This window comes from Photorhabdus namnaonensis, from assembly GCF_001684335.1.
GTDB classification, from domain to species: domain Bacteria; phylum Pseudomonadota; class Gammaproteobacteria; order Enterobacterales; family Enterobacteriaceae; genus Photorhabdus; species Photorhabdus namnaonensis.
In genome coordinates this window covers 126,719-129,459 of record NZ_LOIC01000020.1, presented here as the reverse complement: position 1 = coordinate 129,459, position 2,741 = coordinate 126,719, and the positions used below count along the sequence as shown (strand labels likewise).

Here is a 2,741-nt window from a genome sequence, read left to right as displayed (position 1 = left end):
TACGCCATGTGGTACAGGCTCAAAATGTAGAAGATGGGCATGTAGAGAAAAAGTATTTTAATCCGAAAGAATTTCCTCCTAATATGACTTTGTACCGATTTAGCCGTAGTGTAAAAATCAGTGGCTTACCTGATTGGGAATGGGTGAAAGCCACCCCTTACACGGATACACTTGAACAGCGTCAGCAATTGCAACAGGCTTATATGGCGGTCTGGCAGGCTTATAATGCTAAAGATATAAATACTCTTAGGAAACAACAAAAAATTGCGCTTAAAGCTTGGGCTTGGGCGACTGATGAAAGTGAAGAAAGTATTTTTGCTGATCAATCTGCTTACAGTGATATCAATGAAAAAGGTTTCAAGATGAAACCAATTAATTGGAATGACTACACTGTTAAAATAATGAACCAGGGAAGAATGGTCAGATTGGTGAATAAATCAGATCCAGAAAGTTCCCCAATATCCTATTATTATGTTGATGAAGATGGCGAGACTGTTTTAGCGACTGTTGCGCCGATTTTCTCATTAATTAATGGTCGTTTTGTTCAGGTAATTTAATGGATAGCAATATCGGGTTATTTGACCCGATATTTTCTCTTGATGGGAAATATAATAAAAGTCGGTGATATCGATACGGCATTTGGTGATTGTAAAACGACACTGGGATTGTGGATTTGGTTAATATTAAAGTTGAGTAATATTCAACTTATCACCGGATTACCCGGAATGTGAGGATAAAATGAAATTAAAATGGTTATTGCTATTGTTAGGCGTGATTACTATGTCAGGTTTAGGTGTGATAGTAGTGCAAGGTGCTAATGCAAATGAACCGCGGCTGTATATTCGCAGTTTATTCGATATCCAATACGCCTTTTGTGATATTAAAACCAATGGTGTAACGGGAATGGATAATAGAGATTCAGCCCGGGAAGGTCGGGGATTTGGTACTGCCAGTACGGCTTCCATGTTATTTATGACAAACGGTGAAAATAAAATCAGTCTGGAATTTGGCGCATTGGGTTGGTTTTCCTCAGATGCATTATCAGATAAAGACCGCAGCCACTTTAATTCTGAAGCTAAGTGTAATCTGGAATTGACAGCCATGCGTGGTAAAAAAAGTGAAGTATTGACGGCAATTGAAGTGGCAATTGATAAAAATGGTCAGCCTGTGGCAATAACACCCTCAAATGAAGCGAAATATGCTGCTATTAGTACACCAGTGGTGCGTCATACGATTCAGGCAGAAAACGTAGAGTCTGGACATAAAGATAAAAAATTCTTTAATAGCCGGAAATTTCCACCCAATATGACCTTATACCGATTTAGCAGGAATGTAAAAATTAGTGGCTTACCTGAATGGGAATGGGAAAAAGCAACCCCTTATACCGATACTCCAGAACAACGTCAGCAATTGCAACAGGCTTATATGGCGGTCTGGCAGGCTTATAATGACAAAGATATAAATACTCTTAGGGAACAACAAAAAATTGCGCTTAAAGCCTGGGCTTGGGCCACTGATGAAAGTGAAGAAAGTATTTTTGCTGATCAATCTGCTTACAGTGATATCAACGAAAAAGGTTTCAAAATGAGACCAATTAACTGGGATGACTACCGGGTTAAAATAATGAATCAGGGCAGAATGGTCAGACTGGTGAATAAATCAGATCCAGAAAGTTTCCCAATATCTTACTATTATGTTGATGAGGAAGATGGAGAAACGGTTTTGGCTACCGTCGCACCAATCTTTTCATTGATTAATGGCCGTTTTGTTCAGGTAATTTAATGGATAGCAATATCGGGTTATTTGACCCGATATTTTTACTTGATGGGAAATGCAATAAAAGTCGGTAATATCGATACAGCATTTGGTGATTGTAAAACGACACTGGGATTGTGGATTTGGTTAATATTAAAGTTGAATAATATTCCACTTATCACCGGGTTACACCGGAACGTGAGGATAAAATGAGATTAAAATGGTTATTGCTATTATTAGGCGTGATTACTATGTCAGGTTTAGGTGTGATGGTAATGCAAGGTGCTAATGCAAATGAACCGCAGTTGTATATCCGCAGTTTATTCGATATTCAGTATGCCTTTTGTGATATTAAAACCAATGGCGTAACGGGCATGGATAACCGAGATTCAGCCCGTGAAGGCCGGGGACTTGGTACCGCCAGTACAGCTTCCATGCTATTAATGGCAAATGGTGAAAATGAAGTCAGTCTGGAATTTGGTGCGCTGGGTTGGTTTTCCTCAGATGCGTTATCAGATAAAGACCGCAATCACTTTAGCCCTGAGGCCAAATGCACTCTGGAACTGACGGCTATGCGTGGTAAAAAGAGTGAGGTGTTGACAGCGATAGAAGTGGCAATTGATAAAAATGGTCAGCCTGTGGCAATAACACCCGCGAATGAAGCTAAATATGCTGCAATTAGCACACCGGTGGTACGCCATGTGGTACAGGCTCAAAATGTAGAAGATGGGCATGTAGAGAAAAAGTATTTTAATCCGAAAGAATTTCCTCCTAATATGACCTTGTACCGATTTAGCAGGAATGTAAAAATCAGTGGCTTACCTGATTGGGAATGGGAGAAAGCAACCCCTTATACCGATACTCCAGAACAACGTCAGCAATTGCAACAGGCTTATATGGCGGTCTGGCAGGCTTATAATGCCAAAGATATAAATACTCTTAGGGAACAACAAAAAATTGCGCTTAAAGCCTGGGCTTGGGCCACC

General features: G+C 39.9%; 2 protein-coding genes and 1 pseudogene. All 3 read left to right on the top strand.

Annotation, left to right across the window (positions count from 1 at the left end):
• Positions 1-557, top strand: a pseudogene (locus Phpb_RS05290) (hypothetical protein); the annotation flags it as partial.
• Positions 558-738: 181 nt separating this feature from the next.
• Positions 739-1,782: a hypothetical protein gene (locus Phpb_RS05285; protein WP_065389484.1), complete on the top strand. Its 1,044-nt coding sequence runs from the start codon at positions 739-741 to the stop codon at positions 1,780-1,782.
• Positions 1,783-1,964: 182 nt separating this feature from the next.
• On the top strand, positions 1,965-2,741 hold a 777-nt coding region (locus Phpb_RS05280), incomplete at its 3' end, for a hypothetical protein (RefSeq protein WP_240492402.1).

What these genes read in the sequence shown, in the direction of transcription:
- Phpb_RS05285 (WP_065389484.1), top strand. Translation starts at nt 739, where the DNA reads ATGAAATTAAAATGGTTATTGCTATTGTTAGGCGTGATTACTATGTCA.